Here is a 17,889-nt window from a genome sequence, read left to right as displayed (position 1 = left end):
ATCTGAGCAAGAAGAGGCCCCAACCTGCGTCGGGCCCTCGGCAAAAAGCAACCGATCATGATACGTCGGCTTCGCTCTCTGGCGCCACCACTTACTCAGACGCTGACAGGAATGCTGGGCGTGTGCAGCCCTTTACTGCCCCATCAGGTTCTTCTGGAAGAACGCCGTCTGTTTGGCCACCACCTGCTCGAACAGGGGGCCGGTGTAGGGCGAGAAGTGATCTGCGCCCTTGAGCTCGACGTACTCACCCTTGGCCAGCTCCTTGGCGACTTCACGCACCTTGCCCACCGGGATCAGGCCATCGTTCTCGGCCGCCACGATCAGTGTGGGGGCCTTGATGTCCTTGGCGCGGCTGCCAGGCGAGAAGAAAGGCAGTGTCATGAACACACGTGCCGCCACCTTGTTCTCTTCTTCACCCACACCTGCCGGCACCAGCTTCTTGTAGCCCTCGTTGCACTCATCGCAGATCAGGGCAGAAAACTCGCCCTTGGCGATGGTGGGCACATACAGGGGCTCTTCCTTGTCGCTGCGCATCATGTCGCGCAGGGCATACCAGCCAGCCAGCGGCTGATACTTGATGGGGAAACGCAGGCTGCTGGAGAAGCCGCTCACAAAGGGCACCTGCGCGCTCACCGCCTTGACCACGGCGGGGCGTTCCGCACCGGCAACCAGCACCTGCCCGCCGCTGTAGGACGTGCCCCAGATGCCCAGGCGCTGGCCGTCCACGTCAGCGCGCTGGCTGATGTTGTCGATGGCAGACAACCAGTCCTTGACGTGCTCCTTGCCGTCCACCACGCGACGGGGCTGGCCACCACTCTTGCCGAAGCCGCGGTAGTCAAATCGCACCACGGCGAAGCCGGCCTTCACGAAGCGCTCGGCGAAAGGCTGCAAGCCCCAGTCCTTCAGGCCACCAAAACCGTGGGCCATGATGATCACCGGTGGCTTGGGGGCGTTGGCCGCCTGCACGGGCAACCAGAGTTCGGCGTCGCAGGTGGTCTGCTGGCAGGCGAAGCTGGCGTTGACCACGGTATAGGGCTTGGCGGCACCAGCGGGCTGCGCGTGCGCCGCACCACCCGCCGAGACGAGCAGGCCTGTCGCCATCGCCACGGCGAGCGGGCGCCATCCCATCAACTTGTCTGAACGCATGAAAACTCTCCTCGGTAGGTATGGACACTTGTAAGCGGAATGAGTACCGTTCTGGTACTGTTCAGTACCAAACTGCCGCAAAGATAACCAATGCGATTGGTACCGTCAAGTACCAAATGCGACATATGGCCTAATCACCCCTCATTCATGGACAAGGCTTCTTCGTCATCCAAAGCGGCGCTTGCTGCCGCCACCGAGCACCGCCAGCGCCTGCTGGACGGGCTGGCGGACGCCTTGCAGACGCAGGCCTTTGCCGACATCACCATCGCCGACATCGTGGCCAAGGCGCGCGTCTCCAAGCGCACCTTCTACGAACAGTTCGCCAGCAAGGAAGCCTGCCTGCTGGCGCTGGGCGAGCGCTTGTGTGACCAGACCCTGGCCCTGATCGCCGCCAACTACCGGTTCGACGAAGACTGGATCACACAGTTGCGCAACGTGACCCATGCCTACCTGAGCAGCCTGGAAAGCCAGACGGCCGTCATGCGGGCGATGTACATCGAATTGATGACCATCGGCAACGAAGGCCTGGCCTTGCGGCGGCGCATGGGCGAGCGCTTTGGTCAGTTCCTGATCATGCAGGTCGAGGCCTTCCGTGTGGTCGAGCCCCACAAGCGCCCGCTGACACCCACCATGGCCACGGCCGTGATCGGCGGCATCAACGAGTTGATCCTGCAGGCCATCGAGCGGGGTGAGGCCCATCGCCTGAGCGAACTCACCGGCACGGTCACCGAGTTCGTCCAGGCGGTGATCCAGTCGCTGGAAGCACCGGTTCAGACCAGCGCCTGATCAAGGCCGGATCAGGCCTCGCCGCTGTCGTCATCCTCGTCCACGCAACGCGCCACGATGGCGCCCAGGCTTTCGATCTCGACGCGAACCGTGTCACCGGCCTTCAGGAACTTCGGCGGGTTGAACGCGGCCCCGACGCCGCTGCAGGTGCCCGTGAAGATCACATCACCTGGCTCCAGCGTCATCACCTGGCTCAGTTGCGCGATCTGATCCCACACCTTGTGGATCATCAGGCGCGTGTTGCTGTGCTGGCGCACCTCGCCATTGACCAGACACTGGATCTCCAGGCCATGCGGGTCGCCCACTTCGTCAGCGGTGGTGATCCAGGGGCCAAACGGCGCATGCGTGTCAAATGACTTGCCCAGCGTCCATTGCGAGGTGCGCTTCTGGATGTCGCGCACCGACACATCGTTGCCCACGCAGTAGCCGAACACCACCTCGCTGGCGCGCTCACGCGGCACATGGCGGCAACGTTGCCCGATGATGGTCACCATCTCGGCCTCGTAATCCGTCATCTGCGAAATGCGCGGCAGCACGATGGGGTCGAAGGGCCCGTTGATGGCATTGGCCAGCTTGGGAAACCAGATCTGGTGATCCGGCACGGTGCGGCTCTCGCCAATGATGTTCTCGTTGACGTGTTCGACGTAGTTCAGGCCGATGGCCAGCGTCTTGCCGGGGCGCGGCACGGGGGCCAGCAGGTGCACCTGGTCGACCGTCACATCGGCCGGGGCCTCCAGCAACGCAGCCACGCGATTTTTCAATGCCGACCAACGCGTGATCAGGTCGATCATGGGCTGGTGCGCCGACAGTTCGCCCGCCAAGGCCTTGCTCAGGTTGACGATGCCGGAGCCGTGCACCAGACCGACTTGAACCTGGCCATCGACTTCATAACTGCACAAATGCATGGGTGTCTCCTTATGGGATGAGGCGCCGCGTCATCATGCCTGACGCAGGCAATCCACGATCTTCATGCGCGCCGCGCGCCAGGCCGGGATGAAGCCCCCGACAAAGCCCATGGCCAGCGCAAAGCTGATCGACTGCATGGCAATGCGTGGCGTGAGTGTGAACTGGAAAGCCAGCTCGGAAAAGGTCTGGAAGTTGACCGTCGAGATGTTGACCGTCTGCATCAGGGCGGCGGCCCCCAGGCCCATGATGCCGCCCACGAATGACAGCAACAGCGACTCGCTCATGAAGGCCGACAGCACCGCCGTGCGCCGAAACCCCAGTGCGCGCAAGGTACCGATTTCGCCAATGCGCGACGCCACCGCCGCGAACATCGTGATCATGGCGCCGACCACGGCCCCGATCGAAAAGATGATGGACAAGGCCAGGCCCAGCAAGCGGATGAAAGTGGCCAGGGCCTCCGATTGCTCGGCATAAAAAATGGTTTCGCGCTTGGCTTCCAGCGTCAGGCGAGGATCGTCTTCCAAGGCCTGCCTGACCCGATCGAAACTGGATGGGTCCGTCAGCTTGAACACCACGCTCGAGTAGGCCTGGCGGCGAAACGCCTGCATCATCTGCTCGCTGTCGCCCCACACTTCCGAGTCGAAACCGCTGCGCCCGGCATCGAACACGCCCACGACCTTCCAGTCGCGGCCGGCAAAGCGCATGGTCTCGCCCAACCCGGCTCCGGCAAAGCCCCTGGCCACGGCCTTGCCGGTGACGATCTCGCTCGTACCCGGCCGGAACATGCGCCCGGCAAAGAGGCGCACCTGCGGCCGCAAGGCCATGCCGGTGGCCGAGGTGCCGCGCACCGTCACATTGCTGGGCTTGCCCGATGAACGCTTGGGCAAGGTGTTGAGCACCACCGGTTCCTTGGTGATCAAACGGTTGCCGCCGCCATCCACCGCAATGCCTTGCAGGCTCTCGATGACGGAGGCCTGCCCACGCGTGATCCCGGAGTTGATCTCGGCACCTGCGCCCTTGCGCAGCACCATCACGTTGTCAGGCTGCCCGGTGGCCACCAGGGTGGCGCGAATGCCTTCGCTCATCATCAGCACGGTGGCAAACACATAGACCACCAGCCCCATGCCGCCCGCGGTCAGCAGCGTGGTCACCCGACGCACCCACAGATTGCGTGCGATGTAGCTGAAGGGAACCGTCTTGCGAGCGATCATGCAAGGTCCTCAAGCCACATGGCGCAAGCCCTGAACAATGTCGATGCGCGACATCTTCCAGGCCGGCCAGGCTGCGGCCACCGTGCCTACCACCACACTGGCGAGCAACTGCAGGCTGATCGTCAGCGCGGACACATTGAAGATAGGAAACAAGGTGCCCGCCGCATTCACGAAGGCCCGCGCCAGCGGGAAGGTCACGGCCATGCCGATCAGCCCACCGATGAGGGCGATCAACAGGCTCTCGCCAAACAGCAGCTTGACCACAAAGGCCGGCGGAAAGCCCAGTGCCTTGAGCGTGGCGTACTCGGCCAGACGCTCACGTGCGGTCATCGTCATCGTGTTGGCCATCACGGCCATGATGATCAGGATGATGATGAAGCTCACCGCCTGCACGGCCATCAGGATGGCCTCGCTCATGGACACGAAACCCAGCTGGAAGGCCTTCTCGGTTTCCGTCATGGTCTCGGCCAGCGAGTTCTTGAACAAGGCATCGATGCGTTGCGAAACCGCCGGCGCGTCATCCGGGTTGTGGATGCCCACCACATACACGCCGACGTGATCGGCCTGGGCACCCATGCGCGCACGAATGGTCTCGGCCAGCAGCTTCCAGTGGATGAACATCTGCTGCTCATCGGTCTTGGCATCCTTGCCCTGGTAGATGCCGCGGATGGTGAAGCTCCAGGTGCCCGGGTAGATGGTGCCGCGCAGGGCAATGGTGTCCCCCACCTTCCAGCCGAATTTACGCGCCAGCTTGCGGCCCACCACACAGCCCTTGCGATCACGGAAGAACTCGGCCTTTTCCTGGTCGCTGAGGACGAACTCCGGGTACAGCGCCAGGTAGGTCGGCGGATCAACCGCGAACTGCGCAAAAAAGTTGCGCTCGGTGATGTAGATACCGCCGAACCAGTTGGCCCAGGAGATGCCGCTGACGCCATCGACGGAGCGGATGCGCTCGGCGTAGTTCAGCGGCAGGGGAAAGGTCAGCGAGATGGAGCTGCGCGTGACCAGGCGGGTGCTGGAGGTGCCGTCGACGCCCGCATACCAGGCATCGACGATGGTGCGCAGCAGGCCGAATGCCGAAATGGCCACGATCAGACCGATCATGGTCAGCAAGGCGCGCAGGCGATACCTGAACGCGTTCTTGAGCAACAGCCTGAAGAGGAACATGCCCTAGTCTGACATGGGCTGACGCACCATCGATGTCAGGCTGACTGCATCGCTCGGATCAGCGTGCGGCGTTCAGCGCCAGGCGGGTGTCCTGCGCCACCTTGCGGGCGGCACTGGCAAAGTCCTCGCCGCTGCTGGCGTACAGCACCGCACGCGAGCTGTTGACGATGATGGTACCGGTGATGGCGCCACTGGCATCCTTCTTCAGGCCGGCCTTGACGGTGGCCACGGCATCACCACCTTGTGCGCCCACGCCGGGGATCAGCAAAGGCAGGGTCGGGGCCAGTTCACGCACGCGGGCGATCTCTTCGGGGAAGGTCGCGCCCACCACCAGGCCCATGTGGCCGTTGGTGTTCCAGGGGCCTTGCGCCTGCGCGGCGATGTGTTCGTACACGCGGGGCTGGCCGGGCACATCGGCCAGACGCAGGTTCTGCAGATCCGAACCACCAGGGTTGGACGTCCGGCACAACAGGATCACGCCCTTGCCCGGGTACTTCAGGAAGGGCTGCATGGTGTCAAAGCCCATGAAAGGCGAGAGCGTCACGGCGTCGGCCTGATAACGATCGAAGGCTTCATGCGCATATTGCTCGGCCGTGCTGCCGATGTCCCCGCGCTTGGCGTCCAGAATCACGGGCACGTAAGGCGCCACACGGCGCATGTGCGCCATCAGGCGCTCCAGCTGGTCTTCGGCACGGTGGGCCGCAAAGTAGGCAATCTGAGGCTTGAAGGCACAGACCAGATCTTTGGTGGCGTCCACGATGGCAGCGCAGAAGTCATAGATGCGGTCGCTCTGACCCTTCCAGGCACCGGGGAACCTGGACGGTTCGGGGTCCAGGCCCACACAAAGCAGGGAATCGTTCTGGCGCTGAGCTTGCGCGAGCTGGTCGGTGAAGTTCATTCGCCAATTTTACCGGCTCAACCCCGAGGCCAGAACCAGCCCCGCCCATCACGCCGCATTTCAGGCAGAACGACGGCGGCGCAGCACGCCCCCCATCACCAGCAAACCACCTGCCAGCAGGCCATAGGTGGAGGGCTCGGGCACTGCGCTGGGCGCAAAGGTCGAGAAGCTGCCGGAGAGGTTTTGGGGACCGGTGGTCAGGAGGTCGAACTTGGCCGTGCTGTCGTAGGCCGTGGCGCCCGTGTGCAAAAAGAAGAAGGCGGATTGGCTGCCGGGCGCGATGCCGTTGAAAAACAGGAAATTGACGTCGCCCGTCGGGTAGCTCGCCGCGTTGAACAACCTTGCCACGTCAGGCGCACGGTTGCCCAGGCCATCGATGCGCCAGTCGGCATCCTTGAGGTTGGCATATCCGAAATCAGCCAGACGGAAGGCGCTCACACCCAGCCCGGTTGTGGAGGCGTCCACATCGACCTTCCAGTAAAAGTCCAGCGTACCGGTGCCGGTTTCACGCACCACCCGGTTCTGCACGGTGCCCGTCACGCCACTGAAGCTGAAAGGGGTGATGACATCTTCCAGGACGGTACCAGCCAGCTCGGGACGAGCGGCTGCCGTCGTGCCATTCAAACTGGTGTCGGCAAAAAGTGCGGGGGAAACGGGCTCGGTCAGGGACACGGCCTGAGCGGCCTGGGCCAGCAAGAGGCTGACGCCGAGGGTCAAGGCAGACAGGGTAAAGCGCATGGTGATACTCCTTTGTGAATAGCTGAAAAGCAGGAGTCACCAATGTAGGAAGGGCGGGCCGAGCGCGCATCCCTAGCGGTAGGGGCAAGGTATGGCCTCACCTTAGGGGCTCGCCCCATGGCGGAAATGGCCCGCCAATCACGTGTGCAAGCTGCACAAACGGATCGCGGGCCACTTCAAGTGAGCGACAAAGCGCTCATCAGCAGGTTCAGACGCGCTTGGCCAGCTCCACGGCCTTGCCGATGTAGTTGCCAGGTGTCATCTGCATCAGACGAGCCTTCTCTTCTTCAGGCAACTCGAGCGTCTCGATGAAAGCCTGGATGGACTCGCGGGTGATGGCCTTGCCGCGGGTCAGCTCCTTGAGGCGCTCGTAGGGGTTGGGCAAGGCGTAACGGCGCATCACCGTCTGAATGGGCTCGGCCAGCACTTCCCACGAGTTGTCGAGGTCTTCGGCCAGCGCTTGCGGATTGACTTCCAGCTTGCCCAGGCCACGTGCCAGGCTGTCGTACGCCAGCAGGGCGTAACCCAGGGCCACGCCCATGTTGCGTAGCACGGTGGAGTCAGTCAGGTCGCGCTGCCAGCGGCTGATCGGCAGCTTCTGGCTCAGGTGCGTCAGCACGGCGTTGGCCAGGCCGAAATTGCCTTCGGCATTCTCGAAGTCGATCGGGTTGACCTTGTGCGGCATCGTGGACGAACCAATCTCGCCGGCCTTGGTCTTCTGCTTGAAGTAGCCCAGGCTGATGTAGCCCCACACGTCACGCGACCAGTCGATCAGGATGGTGTTGGTGCGCGTCACGGCATCAAACAGCTCGGCCATGTAGTCGTGTGGCTCGATCTGGATGGTGTAGGGGTTGAAGGTCAGGCCCAGCTGGTTTTCGATGACCGACTGGCTGAAGGCTTCCCAGTCCTTGTCAGGATAGGCCGACAGGTGGGCGTTGTAGTTGCCCACGGCGCCGTTCATCTTGGCCAGCAGTTTGACGTCAGCGATGCGGGCGCGGGCCGTAGCCAGGCGGGCCACCACGTTGGCGATTTCCTTGCCCACGGTGGTGGGGGATGCCGTCTGGCCGTGCGTGCGGCTCAGCATGGGGATCTCGGCCATGTTGTGGGCCAGGCCGCTGAGCGTGCCGATCAGGCCGTCGATGGCGGGCAGGATCACCTGCTCACGGGCGGCCTTGAGCATCAGACCGTGGCTGGTGTTGTTGATGTCTTCCGAGGTGCAGGCGAAGTGCACGAACTCGCCGGTCTTTTCCAGCTCGGGATGATTGGCAAAACGTTGCTTGAGCCAGTACTCGACGGCTTTCACATCGTGGTTGGTGGTTTTTTCGATGTCCTTGATGGACTGGGCATCAGCCTCGGAAAACCGTGCCACCAGGCCGCGCAGGTAACCGCGAGAGGCTTCGGACAGGGATGGAAACTCGGGCAGACCGGCATCGGACAGGGCGATGAACCACTCGACTTCAACCTGCACGCGGCGGTGCATCAGGCCAAACTCGGACAGCAAAGGGCGCAACGTGGCGACCTTGGCGGCATAACGGCCGTCCAGCGGCGATAAGGCGGTCAAGGCGGAATAGGCAGACTGGTTCATGGGCAAGGGTCCGAGACGGGTTACAAATTCGCGGGCGAACCCGCCATTTTACCGGTAGCCGGCGCCTCATAGGTGGGCCAATGCGCCTTCAGCACGTCCGCGTCCACCCGGGACCAGATCGTGAGCGATTGCGCCCGCATGCGACGCGTGGCGATCACGGCCCAGGGCCAGTACAGCCCCAACGTCAAGACCAGCAGCAGCGCGTGCTTGCTTTGCAGCATCACGAAATCGGCCACCGACAACTTGCTGCGAAAACGCAGGTAGCGGTTGCCGGACTTGTTCCACACCAGGTTCTGCAGACGGGCCTGGGCGTAGGGCTGAACCGCTGCGCACACGGCCAGGGCCGAGGCCAGCAAGAGGCCGCGCTCGATCGTCAGGTTGAGCTTGCCACGCATGACCAGCACGCCCGCCAGCACCACGGCCGCCACGCCCAGGCTGAACACAGTCGCCAGCATGGCCCACACCAGGGTGCGCAGGAACATCATCATCACGGCAGGCTTGCTCGCCTTCCACAGCAGGTGCAAGGGCCCCAGACGCAGATGCCGCTGGCGAAACACATACCAGGTCCACACAAAGGCCGGCATGGCCAGCACCCACAAACCCAGCGCCGCCCCCCAGGCCACCCAGTTGCCAGGGCTGCGCACGATGACGGCTGCCATCAGCAACCAGGCCACGGCGCCGCCGCCAAACAACGGCGCCCACATGGCGCGATAGACCTGCTGACACGTGCCATCGAAGGCCAGCCGCCGATGCGCCCAGCTCAAGTGGGCCATGCGGTGCGTGAGGCTCATGAAGACCAGCAGAGGCCAGACTGCCAGCGCCAGTGACAAGGCCAGCATGCCCGCCAGAGTCGAGCCTCCGGCCCACGCCCCTGTCACGCCCAGCATCAAGGCGGCGCTGAGCGCATAGCGAGGCAGCAGGTTGCCGGGAGGCTCGTGATAGTCCAGCACATGGCCAGCCACCTTGGTGTGGCGCATCAGGTAGCGCTGGCTGCGCACACGTGCCCACGGCAGATACAGACCCGCCGTCAACAAGATCAGCAGCAGATTGCGCAGCCACAGGCGGGCATAGCCCAGCGGCTCGCCTTGAAACCGCAGGGGCCAGGATGTCACAACCCCATTTGGCAGACGCGGCATCTTGCCGGGCGCGGACGAGGCGGCAGCCGACGTCTCGAACGCCGTGCTCGTGGGCACGGTGGGCGCGCCTTCCTCCAGCACCGGATCCAGGCCATCGTCCTCGACGGGATCCGGCAAAACAGGCGTGCGCGGCCGAGCCGACCCGATGGGTTCAGGCCAGGCTAGAGAAGGCAGGCTCGACCATTCAGGCTCGAGTTCGTCCACCGCACGCTCGGGGAGCATGACGGCTTGTTTGGGAACGAACTCGTCCAGCCGGATGACGCGTACTGCTGAGCGAACGCCGGAATTGTTCATTTCAGCATCAAATGTAACGATTTAGAACCGTCAGCCGACCCGTGGCTCCCCCTGATTGGGTGGGTACCTCCCCCAGAAGCCTTACGTGTGCGTCAAGCCCCAGTCGGTGGCTAAAATGATCCCAAACACACATCAAACACAGAATGAAACTGATCGGATCCCTGACCAGCCCCTTTGTCCGCAAAGTACGGGTCGTGCTGGCCGAGAAGAAACTCGACTACAAGTTCGATATCGAGGACGTCTGGTCGGCTGACACGACGATCACGGAATCCAACCCGCTGGGCAAGGTGCCTTGCCTGGTCATGGAAGGCGGCGAGGCCATTTTTGACTCGCGCGTCATCGTGGAATATGTAGACACGCTCTCACCTGTCGGCAAGCTCATCCCCCTGAGCGGCCGCGAGCGTGTGGAAGTCCGCACCTGGGAAGCCCTGGCTGACGGCCTGCTGGATGCGGCCATCCTGGCCCGCATGGAACAGACCTGGGCCGGCCGCACGGAAGCGCAACGCAGCCAGGCCTGGATCGACCGCCAGCTCGACAAGGTGAAGGCCAGCCTCAAGGCCATGAGTCAGGGCCTGGGCGACCGCCCCTGGTGCACCGGCACCCACCACAGCCTGGCCGATATCGCCGTTGGCTGCGCGCTGGGCTACCTGGATTTCCGTTTCCCGGAGATCGACTGGCGCGACGATTACCCCAATCTGGCCAAGCTGCATGAAAAGCTGATGCAGCGCCAGAGCTTCATCGACACCGCGCCCCCGAAGGCCTGATCAGCCCTCGGTCTCAGTGCACCCAGTCCGCCGGCTCGAAGGAGTCGGCGCGTGCACGCTGCCAGTACTGTTCGAAGCCGGGCTGGCGCCAGGGCGCATCACCTCGCTCCGCAGCCAGCAATTCACCTGGCTTCATGTAAGGCAGCAGGTTGGACAGCCGCCCCACCTCGAACCCTGACACCCGGCGCAAGATGTGATCGGCCGTGATGTCGTTGGGGTGATGCAGGCCCGCAGCCTGCACCAGTTCCTGCAAGGCATGCAGGGTGTTGTGATGGAAGCGGTAGACACGCTCGGCCTTGTCCGGCACCACCAGCGCGCGCTGGCGCATGGGGTCCTGGGAAGTGACGCCCGTCGGGCACTCGCCTGTGTGGCAGCTTTGCGCCTGGATGCAGCCCAGCGCGAACATGAAGCCCCGCGCCGAATTGCACCAGTCGGCGCCCAGCGCCATCATGCGGGCGATGTCGAACGCGCTGATCACCTTGCCCGCACAACCGATCTTGACGCGATGACGCTCACCCAGGCCCACCAGCGTGTTGTGCACCAGCAGAAGCCCTTCCTGCAGCGGCGCCCCGACGTGGTCGGTGAACTCCAGCGGGGCAGCGCCCGTGCCGCCCTCGGCACCGTCCACCACGATGAAGTCCGGCCAGATGCCGGTTTCGCGCATGGCTTTGGCGATGGCAAACCACTCCCAGACATGGCCCACGCAGAATTTGAATCCCACCGGCTTGCCACCTGAGAGTTGCCGCAGGCGCTCGATGAAACGCATCATCTCGATGGGCGACGAGAAGGCCGAATGGCTGGCAGGCGACACGCAGTCCTTGCCCACAGGCACACCTCGGGTTTCGGCGATCTCGGGCGTCACCTTGGGCCCGGGCAGCACGCCACCGTGGCCAGGCTTGGCGCCCTGGCTCAGCTTGAGTTCGATCATCTTGACCTGAGGCTCACGCGCATTGGCCACGAACTTGGCCTCGTCGAACTTGCCTTCTTCATTGCGGCAGCCAAAGTAGCCTGATCCGATCTCCCAGATCAGGTCCCCACCGGGCTCCCGGTGGTAGCGGCTGATCGAGCCTTCGCCCGTGTCATGCGCAAAGCGCCCCTTCTTCGCCCCGGCGTTGAGCGCCAGCACGGCATTGGCGCTCAAGGCACCAAAACTCATGGCCGAGATGTTGAAAACGCTGGCGCTGTAGGGCTGCGTGCAGGAGGAGCCGCCCGCGCCGATCGTCACGCGGAAATCCTCGCTGGCCACCTCCGTGGGCACCATGGAGTGGCTGATCCATTCATAGCCAACGGCACCCACATCACGCTGGGTGCCGAATGGTCGCTTGTCGGATTCGCCCTTGGCACGCTGATAGACCAGCGACCGTTGCTGACGCGAAAAAGGGGCCGCCTCGTTGTCGCTTTCGATGAAGTACTGGCGCAACTCGGGGCGGATGAACTCCAGCAGGTAGCGCAGGTGCCCGATGACCGGGTAGTTGCGCAGCACCGAGCGGCTGGTCTGGCGCATGTCCTTGATACCCAGCAAGGTCAGAAAGCCGCCAATGACCGCCAACCACAAGCCATATCGGTGATGGTCCATACCCCACAGCCAGAGCCCCGCCAAGGCCAGGAGCAACACCAACACCCAAGCCCCATAACGGATGGGCACGTGTTCATTGAGTCGAATCAACCACCTGGGCATGAGGCCTCCTTATGGAACGGACGCCATGCAAAGACGCCCTTGCACCATGCTACGGTGGCACTTGACGGGTCGGTCCATCGCACAACGCGACAAATCGCCGTCAGATTGTGAAATATCACCGTGCGCCACGCGGTTTGAAATGGCGCTACACTGATGCCTATAGCGCCGATTTGTCCGGATTGCGGGCGCTCAAGAAATTCCGCTAAAGAGGGCGCTGCTAACCGGCCCCTGCTTTCATGCGAGGCCGGTTTTTTGTTGTCTGATCCATCTGCAAGCGTCATGTCCAATCTTGGGGTCGTCACCCCCGCAACCATGCACTTCGGCACCCCCCTGTCGCTGCAAAGCGGCGCGGTGCTGAGCGACTACACCCTGGTCTATGAGACCTACGGCCGATTGAACGAAGACCGCAGCAACGCGGTGCTGGTTTGCCACGCGCTCAATGCCTCGCACCACGTGGCCGGACTGCATGCCGACGAAAACGGCCAGCCCCTGCCCAAGAGCCAGGGCTGGTGGGACAACATGATCGGCCCCGGCAAGCCGCTGGACACCGACAAGTTCTTCGTCATCGGCATCAACAACCCGGGTTCGTGCTTTGGCTCGACGGGCCCGATGCACACCAACCCCGCCACTGGCAAGCTCTACGGCGCCGACTTCCCCGTCGTGACGGTGGAAGACTGGGTCAACGCGCAGGCCCGCGTGCTGGATCGCCTGGGCATCAACCAGTTGGCCGCCGTGCTGGGCGGCAGCCTGGGCGGCATGCAGGCCCTGAGCTGGACGCTGCAATACCCCGAGCGCGTGCGCCATTGCGTGGCGGTGGCCACGGCACCCAACCTGTCAGCCCAGAACATCGCCTTCAACGAAGTGGCCCGCCGCGCCATCGTGACCGACCCGGACTTCCACAACGGCCACTTCTACGAGCACGGCGTGGTGCCGCGCCGTGGTCTGCGCGTGGCCCGCATGATCGGCCACATCACCTACCTGTCCGATGACGTGATGGACGAGAAGTTCGGCCGCGAGATGGTTGGCCGCGCGATCGGAGACGAGCCCGCCTACAGCACCCAGGACATTGAGTTCCAGGTGGAAAGCTACCTGCGTTACCAGGGCGACAAGTTCAGTGACTACTTCGACGCCAACACCTACCTGCTGATCACGCGGGCACTGGACTACTTCGACCCTGCACGCACCTATGGCGGCAAACTGTCGGCCGCCATGGCCAAGGCGCTGGCGAAGTTCCTGGTCATCAGCTTCACGACGGACTGGCGTTTCTCGCCGGCCCGCTCGCGCGAGATCGTCAAGGCCCTGGTGGATAACCGCCATGACGTGAGCTATGCCGAGATCGATGCACCTCACGGCCACGACGCCTTCCTGCTCGACGACCCACGCTACCACGACGTGGTCCGCGCCTATTTCGATCGCATCGCACTGGAGCTGCGCGGGCGATCGGCGGCGCTGAGCACCTCGAGTGGTCAGCCCTTGAACATGGCGGTGTGATGGAGACGATGATGAGCAACGACCGCGCCATCCACCAGATCATTGCCGACCTGATTCCCACCGGCTCCCGCGTGCTGGACCTGGGTTGCGGCGATGGCGCCCTGCTGGCCTATCTGCGTGACCACCGCCAATGCACGGGCTATGGCGTGGAGCTGGATGATGCCAAGGTGCTGGAATGCGTGCGCCGCGGTGTCAACGTGATTCAGCGCAACCTGGAAGAAGGCTTGAGCCTGTTCGAAGACAACAGCTTCGACGTGGTGCTGCAGCTCGACACGCTGCAACACTTGCGCAATACCGAAGCCATGCTGCGTGAAACCGCGCGCATTGGCCGCCTGGGCCTGGTGAGCTTTCCCAACTTTGCCCACTGGCAACACCGTCTGAGCGTGCTGCGCGGACGCATGCCGGTGACCAAGGCCCTACCCTATCAGTGGTACGACACGCCCAATATCCGAGTGGCCACCTTTGCCGACTTCGAGGTGCTGGCGCGCAAGAACGGCCTGCGCATCCTGGCCTCGTTCGGGCTGAGCAGCCAGGGAGATGTGGTCCACAACTGGCCCAATCTGATGTCGAGCACGGCGGTCTTCAAGTTCGAACGCAGTTGATGGGCCGATCGCGCTGAATCCGCAAGACAGGCACCATCGATTGGCGGCCACTCTTTGCAAACGCCAAAAGAAAAACGCCCCTCGCGGGGCGTTTTTCATGCGCGATTCAATTCGAATGAATCGATCAGAAGCTGTGCTTCACGCCCACGGCGAACGATTGGCCCGAATCCTTTTCGGTGGCATCGTTGTTCATGAAAGCGCCAAACACGCCAGTGCGCTTGGACAGAGCGTAGTCGTAACCGATCGACAGGATGCGGTCCTTGTACTTGTCACCAGTGGAGGTGACCTTGTTCTTGGATTCGCCGTACGAAGCCATGATGTTGGCCTTGTCGGTCACAGGCACGGTCACGCCCAGTTGGTAGATCTTGGTCTTGTTGGCATCAACAGCACCGTTGGTCACGGTGTTGCTCACCACCACAGCCACGGAATCCTTTTCGTTGATGTCGGTGTACTGCGCGAAGGCCTTCACCACGCCGAAGTCGTAGCTGGCGCCAGCGCTCCAGACCTTCTCTTCACCCGTCCAGGCGGTCGAAGGTGCCTTGCCGGCGTTCACGTAGGTCAGCATGGCGCTGAAAGGACCAGCGTTGTACGAACCAGCCAGGGTGTAGCTGTTCTTGGTGCCGGCCACAGTGGTTTCCTTGGGCGCGTACTGGGCGATACCCTGGAAGCCACCCATCACTGGCGTTTCATAGGTGATGGAGTTGATCCAGCCGGTGTCGAAGCTCACGCCGCCTTGGGTCTGACCGATGTAGGCCAGGTGACGCATCGTGGGCGAGAAGGTCATCGAGCTGCCGAACGGGTTGTAGGTGTAGCCCGAAGTGAACAGCGCGTTGTCGTATTGGCCCAGAGCAACCTTACCGAAACCACCGCTCAGTGCCACGTTCGAACCGCGGCCCCAGAAACCACCGTGGTTGTTGGCCAGGGTCGAGCCAGAGTCAGCAGCCAGGAAGGATTCGAGCGTGAATTCAGCCTTCAGGCCGCCACCCAGATCTTCCGAACCAGCGAAACCGATGAAGCTGGTCATCATGTCGCCGCTTTGAACCTTGGTCACGCGGCTAGGGGTGCCCTTGGTGTGAGCCAGCTCGTAGGAGCCGACGTCCATTTCAACGTAACCGTACAGCTTGACGTCGGCTTGGGCAGCGCCAGCGACAGCCAGCAGGGCAGCAGCAGCCACCAGGTTCTTCTTTGCAAACATTGAGTTCTCCTAGCAATGAGATGAACAAAAATTTGAACAGGGAGGGTGCCAAAAACAGCCCCAACCACGAAGTTCATTGTGGGACGGAAAGTCCGCCGAGGGTCTTTAAGCAAGAATCGTGACAGCCTGTAGAGGCGTTTTTCAGCACTTTTCGTTGCCTCCAAGCAACGTTTTACCCATTAATCATGAGATTTAAGGACATTTGCCATCCAAATCACGCGGATTTCCCGGCTTTTTAGTTGCCCATGCAAACAATTCCACATATGCACATCAATGGTGCGGATTGTCAAACGATCGTTTGCATTTCCGGAAAATGAAGCCCCAATATGGAGCATGCTCAGAGCTTCAAGGCTGAAGAACGGCCAGGATCTGCGCGCCATAAGCTTCCAGCTTCTTGGCGCCTACGCCGCTGATGCTCCCGAGCTCCCCCAGAGTCTGCGGCGCAATCCGGGCCATGTCGGCCAGGGTCGCATCGTGAAACACCACGTAGGCCGGCAGGTTGTGCTCGCGTGCCACACCAGCGCGCCAGGCCTTGAGATCGTTGTAGCGTGACAGTGCGTCACCGATCAGATCCGCAGGCGCGGAGGCCGCCTTGCCGCCAGATTTGGTCGCACGTCCCCGACGAGGCGCTTCCACCGCCTCGCGCAAGGTGAGATTGACCTCACCCTTGAGCACGGCGCGGGCACTGTCCGTCAAGGTCAGGGTGTTGAACTCCCCTTCCGCCACCACATGGCCCAAGGCCACCAGCTGGCGCAGCACCGCGCGCCACTGGTTTTCCGACAGATCAGCCCCCACGCCGAAAGTGCTGAGGCTCTGGTGACCGTATTGCTGCACCTTGTCCGTCTGCTTGCCGCGCAGCACGTCGATCAGGTGGCCAGCCCCGAAACGCTGGCGGCCGTGTTGCCAGAAACGGTAAATGCAACTGAGCATCTTGCGTGCCGCCTCGGTGCCGTCCCAGGTGGCTGGGGGATGCAGGCAGTTATCGCAATTGCCACAGGGTTTGCTCTCCTCGCCAAAGTACGCCAGCAAGCGCACGCGACGGCAGTCATGGGCTTCGGCCAGCGCCAGCAAGGCATCGAGCTTGCCGCGCTGGATGCGCTTGAAATCATCGGCCGCAGGGCTTTCATCGATCATGCGGCGCTGGTTGACCACGTCGGCCAGGCCATAGGTCAGCCACGCGTCGGCGTCGCCACCATCTCGGCCGGCACGCCCGGTCTCCTGGTAATAGGCTTCGATGTTCTTGGGCAGGTCCAGGTGAGCCACGAAACGCACATCGGGCTTGTCGATCCCCATGCCGAAGGCAATGGTGGCCACCATGACCAGGCCATCTTCACGCAGAAAGCGATCCTGGTGCTTCTGGCGAACGGATGAATCCAGCCCGGCGTGATAGGGCAGCGCAGAGACGCCTTGTTCATTGAGCCAGGTAGCCGTTTCCTCCACCTTCTTGCGGCTCTGACAATAAACAATGCCGGCCTCGCCATCGTGTTCGTCACGGATGAAGCGCAACAGCTGTTGCCTCGGGTTGTCTTTCTCCACCAGCGCGTAGCGGATGTTGGGACGGTCAAAGCTGCTTATAAAGACACGGGCATCCTGCAATTGCAGGCGCTCGATCATGTCGGCCCGGGTCTGGTCGTCGGCCGTGGCGGTCAGGGCCAGGCGAGGCACGTCAGGGAAGCGCTCGTGCAGCATGCTCAGCTGCAGGTAGTCCTCACGGAAATCGTGCCCCCACTGGCTGACGCAGTGCGCTTCGTCAATCGCAAACAGGCTGAGCAGACCGCGCTCGTGCAGGCTGGCGAGCTGGGCCTGAAAACGCAGGTTGGTGACGCGCTCCGGCGCCGCATACAAGAGCACCAGCCGGCCGGACATCATTTCGCGCTCGATGCGCTGCGTATCTTCCTGGCTGAGGCTGCTGTTGAGGAAGGCCGCGTGCACGCCGACTTCCTCCAGTGCACCGACCTGGTCATGCATCAGCGCGATCAAGGGTGACACCACCACGGTCACGCCCTTGCCGGCTCGGTGGCGCGCAATGGCCGGGATCTGGTAACACAGGCTCTTGCCCCCGCCAGTCGGCATCAGCACCAGGGCATCGTGGCCAGCGGTGACGTGATCGACAATGGCCTGCTGCTGCCCCCGGAAGGCGGCATAGCCGAAGACCTCCTGGAGGATGGTCAGGGGCTCGGTGGACGATGCAGCCTGGTCAGAGGCCGCGCTGGGCAGTGCAGACACGTTGGGGTGGAAATGGGCAGCCGGTGAAAGCGCCAGCCTGATGGCGCCAAGTCGCTATTGTCGCCC

Annotated in this window: 15 protein-coding genes and 1 riboswitch; of the genes, 4 read left to right on the top strand and 11 right to left on the bottom strand. The window is 62.8% G+C overall.

Annotated features, from left to right (window positions below):
• Positions 1–132 precede the first annotated feature (132 nt).
• The gene (locus VFW93_RS14920) at positions 133–1,146 is read right to left on the bottom strand and encodes an alpha/beta hydrolase (RefSeq protein WP_329694756.1); all 1,014 of its coding nucleotides are present in this window, start codon (positions 1,144–1,146) and stop codon (positions 133–135) included.
• 147 nt (positions 1,147–1,293) lie between these two features.
• Between VFW93_RS14920 and VFW93_RS14915 the strand changes: the two genes are divergently transcribed.
• Complete coding sequence (locus VFW93_RS14915) at positions 1,294–1,932, top strand: TetR/AcrR family transcriptional regulator (RefSeq protein WP_329694755.1); 639 nt, start codon at positions 1,294–1,296, stop codon at positions 1,930–1,932.
• 11 nt (positions 1,933–1,943) lie between these two features.
• On the opposite strand, the gene VFW93_RS14910 is transcribed toward VFW93_RS14915, so the two are convergent.
• The 7 genes from VFW93_RS14910 to VFW93_RS14880 all read right to left on the bottom strand — a co-directional run bounded on the left by VFW93_RS14910 (position 1,944) and on the right by VFW93_RS14880 (position 9,867).
• Complete coding sequence (locus VFW93_RS14910) at positions 1,944–2,837, bottom strand: fumarylacetoacetate hydrolase family protein (RefSeq protein WP_329694754.1); 894 nt, start codon at positions 2,835–2,837, stop codon at positions 1,944–1,946.
• A gap of 33 nt (positions 2,838–2,870) precedes the next feature.
• Positions 2,871–4,049 carry an ABC transporter permease gene (locus VFW93_RS14905; RefSeq protein WP_329694753.1) on the bottom strand — a complete coding sequence of 393 codons (1,179 nt, stop codon included), beginning with the start codon at positions 4,047–4,049 and terminating at the stop codon, positions 2,871–2,873.
• Between the two features lie 9 nt (positions 4,050–4,058).
• Complete coding sequence (locus VFW93_RS14900; protein WP_329694752.1) at positions 4,059–5,216, bottom strand: ABC transporter permease; 1,158 nt, start codon at positions 5,214–5,216, stop codon at positions 4,059–4,061.
• A gap of 58 nt (positions 5,217–5,274) precedes the next feature.
• Positions 5,275–6,114 (bottom strand): orotidine-5'-phosphate decarboxylase, encoded by an 840-nt coding sequence (gene pyrF / locus VFW93_RS14895; RefSeq protein ID WP_329694751.1) that lies wholly within the window; start codon positions 6,112–6,114, stop codon positions 5,275–5,277.
• 60 nt (positions 6,115–6,174) lie between these two features.
• A complete protein-coding gene (locus tag VFW93_RS14890) occupies positions 6,175–6,852 on the bottom strand; it encodes a PEP-CTERM sorting domain-containing protein (RefSeq protein WP_329694750.1) in 678 nt (225 codons plus the stop codon).
• A 208-nt stretch (positions 6,853–7,060) separates the two neighbouring features.
• Positions 7,061–8,437, bottom strand: coding sequence for an adenylosuccinate lyase (gene purB, locus VFW93_RS14885; protein WP_329694749.1), 1,377 nt, complete (start codon positions 8,435–8,437; stop codon positions 7,061–7,063).
• 20 nt (positions 8,438–8,457) lie between these two features.
• The gene (locus tag VFW93_RS14880; RefSeq protein ID WP_329694748.1) at positions 8,458–9,867 is read right to left on the bottom strand and encodes a DUF898 family protein; all 1,410 of its coding nucleotides are present in this window, start codon (positions 9,865–9,867) and stop codon (positions 8,458–8,460) included.
• 143 nt (positions 9,868–10,010) lie between these two features.
• On the opposite strand from VFW93_RS14880, the gene VFW93_RS14875 reads away from it, so the two are divergent.
• Positions 10,011–10,631, top strand: a complete 621-nt coding sequence (locus tag VFW93_RS14875; RefSeq protein ID WP_329694747.1) for a glutathione S-transferase — start codon at positions 10,011–10,013, stop codon at positions 10,629–10,631.
• A gap of 13 nt (positions 10,632–10,644) precedes the next feature.
• Here the strand turns inward: VFW93_RS14875 and VFW93_RS14870 are convergent, their stop codons facing one another.
• Positions 10,645–12,309, bottom strand: coding sequence for an FMN-binding glutamate synthase family protein (locus tag VFW93_RS14870; protein WP_329694746.1), 1,665 nt, complete (start codon positions 12,307–12,309; stop codon positions 10,645–10,647).
• Positions 12,310–12,461: 152 nt separating this feature from the next.
• Positions 12,462–12,536: riboswitch (SAM riboswitch) on the top strand.
• Positions 12,537–12,588: 52 nt separating this feature from the next.
• Here VFW93_RS14870 and metX point away from each other — a divergent pair.
• Both metX and metW read left to right on the top strand, forming a co-directional pair.
• A complete protein-coding gene (gene metX, locus VFW93_RS14865; protein WP_329694745.1) occupies positions 12,589–13,800 on the top strand; it encodes a homoserine O-succinyltransferase MetX in 1,212 nt (403 codons plus the stop codon).
• An 11-nt stretch (positions 13,801–13,811) separates the two neighbouring features.
• Positions 13,812–14,402, top strand: coding sequence for a methionine biosynthesis protein MetW (metW, locus tag VFW93_RS14860; protein ID WP_329694744.1), 591 nt, complete (start codon positions 13,812–13,814; stop codon positions 14,400–14,402).
• 124 nt (positions 14,403–14,526) lie between these two features.
• On the opposite strand, the gene VFW93_RS14855 is transcribed toward metW, so the two are convergent.
• Complete coding sequence (locus VFW93_RS14855) at positions 14,527–15,597, bottom strand: porin (RefSeq protein WP_329694743.1); 1,071 nt, start codon at positions 15,595–15,597, stop codon at positions 14,527–14,529.
• Between the two features lie 345 nt (positions 15,598–15,942).
• Complete coding sequence (gene recQ, locus VFW93_RS14850; RefSeq protein WP_414639685.1) at positions 15,943–17,823, bottom strand: DNA helicase RecQ; 1,881 nt, start codon at positions 17,821–17,823, stop codon at positions 15,943–15,945.
• Positions 17,824–17,889: the final 66 nt, after the last annotated feature.

The organism is Aquabacterium sp. (genome assembly GCF_036279675.1).
Classification (GTDB): Bacteria; Pseudomonadota; Gammaproteobacteria; order Burkholderiales; family Burkholderiaceae_C; genus Aquabacterium.
The sequence above is the reverse complement of the archived record's forward strand: the minus strand, read 5'-3'. Positions and strand labels throughout refer to the sequence as shown.